The 3,412-nt window shown below is 69.0% G+C and carries 4 protein-coding genes; 3 read left to right on the top strand and 1 reads right to left on the bottom strand.

Annotation, left to right across the window (positions count from 1 at the left end):
* Both WBP48_RS07015 and purF read left to right on the top strand, forming a co-directional pair.
* Nucleotides 1-628: AIR synthase-related protein (locus WBP48_RS07015; RefSeq protein ID WP_424438119.1), on the top strand; the 628-nt coding region annotated here is incomplete at its 5' end.
* A 10-nt stretch (nucleotides 629-638) separates the two neighbouring features.
* Nucleotides 639-2,120 carry an amidophosphoribosyltransferase gene (purF, locus tag WBP48_RS07020; RefSeq protein WP_424438122.1) on the top strand — a complete coding sequence of 494 codons (1,482 nt, stop codon included), beginning with the start codon at nucleotides 639-641 and terminating at the stop codon, nucleotides 2,118-2,120.
* A gap of 117 nt (nucleotides 2,121-2,237) precedes the next feature.
* Here the strand turns inward: purF and WBP48_RS07025 are convergent, their stop codons facing one another.
* Complete coding sequence (locus WBP48_RS07025; RefSeq protein WP_424438125.1) at nucleotides 2,238-2,417, bottom strand: DUF3073 family protein; 180 nt, start codon at nucleotides 2,415-2,417, stop codon at nucleotides 2,238-2,240.
* A gap of 434 nt (nucleotides 2,418-2,851) precedes the next feature.
* Between WBP48_RS07025 and WBP48_RS07030 the strand changes: the two genes are divergently transcribed.
* Nucleotides 2,852-3,370 carry a universal stress protein gene (locus WBP48_RS07030; RefSeq protein ID WP_424438128.1) on the top strand — a complete coding sequence of 173 codons (519 nt, stop codon included), beginning with the start codon at nucleotides 2,852-2,854 and terminating at the stop codon, nucleotides 3,368-3,370.
* The last annotated feature ends 42 nt before the right edge of the window (nucleotides 3,371-3,412 follow it).

Consider the following 3,412-nt stretch of genomic DNA (forward strand, 5'->3'; position numbering starts at 1 on the left):
CGTCGAAGCCGACCGCGTGCTCGGCGCAGACCGCGTGCGCCCCGGCGACGTCGTCCTGGCGCTCGGCTCGAGCGGCCCGCACTCCAACGGCTATTCGCTCATCCGGCACGTCCTCGCCGGCCGCGGCATCGGCTACGGCGAGCACGCCGCCGAGTTCGGTCGTACGTGGGGCGAAGAACTCCTCGAGCCCACCCGCCTGTACACCCTGCCGCTGCTGCGCCTGCTGTCGCAGGAGAAGGATGCCGTACACGCCCTCAGCCACGTCACCGGCGGCGGCATCGCCGCGAACCTCGCACGCGTGCTCCCGCAGGGCACGTGGGTCGAGCTCGACCGCACGACCTGGTCACCGCCGCCCGTCTTCCGGGTGCTCGCCAACCTCGGCGGGCTGCGGTTGGAAGACACCGAGGGCACGTGGAACCTCGGCATCGGATTCCTCGCGGTGGTGGCGGCGAATCACGCGGATGCCGCGGCATCCGCCCTCATCGCCGAAGGCATCGCGACCTGGCAGGTCGGCGTCGTGCGCGACGGCGCGCGCCCGGACGACAAGACAGGACACTTCGAAGAAGGCGCGAAAGGCGTCGCCGGCGGCGCCGTGCGCCTCGTCGGAGCCTACTCAGAAACGGACTGAGCAACAGCACATGTGCGGAATCGTCGGCGTCGTCGGCCAAGGCCCCGTCAACCAGGAGGTCTACGACTCCCTCCTTCTGCTGCAACATCGCGGGCAGGACTCCACCGGCATCGCCACGGCGGAGCGCAGCGGGGTCTTCCACCTCTTCAAGGCGAAGGGCTACGTGCGCGAGGCCTACCGTACCCGCGACATGCGTGCCCTGCTCGGCAACATCGGGCTCGGCCACGTGCGCTACGCGACGAAAGGCACTGCCTCCAGCGAGGAGGAGGCGCAGCCGTTCTACGTCAACGCGCCGTACGGCATCGTCCTCGTGCACAACGGCAACCTCACCAACACGCGCGAACTCACCGGGGAGCTGTTCCACACCGACCGCCGCCACCTCAACACGAGCTCCGACACCGAGCTGCTCGTGAACGTCCTCGCCAACGAGCTGCAGGCGGCCATCGCGGGGCTCGAGCTCGACCCGGAGCAGGTATTCCACGCCGTCGCCCGCGTCCACGAGCGCGTCGAGGGCTCGTACGCCACGATCGCCCTCATCGCCGGTTACGGTCTGCTGGCCTTCCGCGACCCCTTCGGCATCCGTCCCCTCATCCTCGGCACGCGGCCGGCGCTCGACGCCGACGGTGCCCCGACCGGGCGCTACGAGTGGATCGTGGCCTCGGAATCGCTCGTGCTCGAGAACGGCGGCTTCGAGGTCGTCAGGGACGTGGAGCCCGGGGAGGCCGTGTTCATCGACCTCGACGGCAAGCTCCACACCAAGCAGTGCGCGGCCACCCCGCAGCTGGTCCCGTGCTCGTTCGAGTATGTCTACCTCGCGCGGCCCGACTCGATCATGAACGGCATCTCGGTGTACGAGGCGCGGCTGCGCCTCGGCGATCGACTCGCCGACACGATCGCGAAGTACACGCCTGCCGGTGTGATCGACGTGGTCATGCCGATCCCCGATTCGTCGCGGCCCGCCGCGATGCAGGTCGCGCGCAAGCTCGGCATCGAGTACCGCGAGGGCTTCTACAAGAACCGCTACGTCGGCCGGACCTTCATCATGCCGGGGCAGGCGGTGCGCAAGAAGAGCGTGCGGCAGAAGCTCAACGCGATGTCGAGCGAGTTCAAGGGCAAGAACGTGCTGTTGATCGACGACTCGATCGTGCGCGGCACGACCTCGAAGGAGATCATCCAGATGGCGCGGGATGCCGGGGCCCGCTCGGTCACGTTCGCCTCGGCCGCGCCGCCCGTGCGGTACCCGCACGTGTACGGCATCAACATGCCGTCGCGCCACGAGCTCGTCGCCCATGGGCGGACGATCCCCGAGATCGCCGAGGAGCTCGGCGCCGACTACATGGTCTTCCAGGAGATCGAGGACCTCAAGGCCGCGATCCTGGAGGGTTCGCCCGACGTCGAGGACCTCGACATGAGCTGCTTCGACGGGCGCTACGTCACCGGCACCGTCTCTGACGAGTACCTCGCCTGGGTCGAGGGCTCCCAGGAGAGTTGAGCCCCCGGGCTTCCCCCGGTGATCGAGCGCCGGCGGTGACGCGGTACGCCTATCCACCGGTGGGCACGCGCGATACGCGCGCCCTCGACAGCCGTCGCGGGTCGCGGGAGGGGTGGATCAGACGGCGGTGCGCTCGTCTTCGTCGTCGGCGTACTGGTCGGCCCACTTGTCGACGTACTGGTCGTCCTCGTGGTGACCGAGCTCCTTCTCGAGGGCTGAGTAGTTGAGGTTGTAGGTGTCGTACTTCAGCTCGCGAGCGATCTTCGTGTGCTTCGCTTTCTGACGGCCACGCCCCATGCGAGACCCCCTCATTTCTGAGTCACGGGCTGTGCGCTTGCCCGGTTTCGCCCCGTGCTTTCACGATGCGGTCTACGGTCCGGCGGAACGCCGGGAAGAGTAGCACTCAGGATAACACGGTGACCCTGCGCGCTCGCTGTTCCTGGGTCGATCCGCCCCGATCCGCGCGGCGCCAGCCCCCCAGCCGCGCCGTCAGCCGCGGAGCGAGGCCGGCGCGAACCCGATGGGGAATGGCAGCTGCACCTCGAACCGCTCGTCGCCCGATGGCGAGGTTTTCGTCGGGTCACCCATCGTGCACCAGCGGAGCCCGCGACGGTAGGCGTTCCCGCGATGTGTGGATAACTCGTGACCGGGAGAGTCATACTTGTGGAAAGCGCTCGCCGATCCCGAGTTCGAGCGGGCCGGTGACGAAGCGCCGACGACGAAGAGGTGTCATGAGCGATCCCGAAGCAACCGCGGTCCCTCAGCAGGCCGTGATCGTGGGGGCCATCCCCGATCAGCCGTCGCGCGTCCTGAAAGAGGCGGCGCGCTACGCGCGGCTGTTCGGCGCTCCGTTGATCGTCGCCCACGTCGACGTCACGCGGTTCGTCACGTACGAGGACCCCGACGGCTACGTCCACTCGGCGCCGGTCGACCTCGACATCGCCGTCGGTGAGGCGCAACTGAAGGCGGTGACGGATGCCGCGGCATCCGTCCTGGGCAGCCTTGATCTCGAGTGGTCGGTGCGACAGCTCGTGGGGGATCCCGCGCTGGCGCTCAAGCAGCTCGCGGATCAGTCGCAGGCTCGCCTCATCGTCGTCGGCACCCGTCGGCGCGGTTTCGGCGAGTCGATCCGGGAGTTCTTCACCGGCTCGGTCGCCGCGCGCCTCGCGCACCGGCAGTCGCGCCCGATCCTCGTGGTTCCGTTGGAGGAGCCCGCCGCGGACGACGAGCCCCTCTGGCCCGACGGCTGACCCGCGCCCCCACCCCTCCCGTCCCTGCCGCCTCTGCCGTCC

The sequence above is a fragment of the Microbacterium sp. genome (assembly GCF_049661145.1).
GTDB lineage: Bacteria > Actinomycetota > Actinomycetes > Actinomycetales > Microbacteriaceae > Microbacterium.

Excerpts from the sequence above, each read along its gene's own strand:
- purF (WP_424438122.1), top strand. The coding sequence starts at position 639 with ATGTGCGGAATCGTCGGCGTCGTCGGCCAAGGCCCCGTCAACCAGGAG.
- WBP48_RS07025 (WP_424438125.1), bottom strand. The coding sequence starts at position 2,417 with ATGGGGCGTGGCCGTCAGAAAGCGAAGCACACGAAGATCGCTCGCGAG.
- WBP48_RS07030 (WP_424438128.1), top strand. The coding sequence starts at position 2,852 with ATGAGCGATCCCGAAGCAACCGCGGTCCCTCAGCAGGCCGTGATCGTG.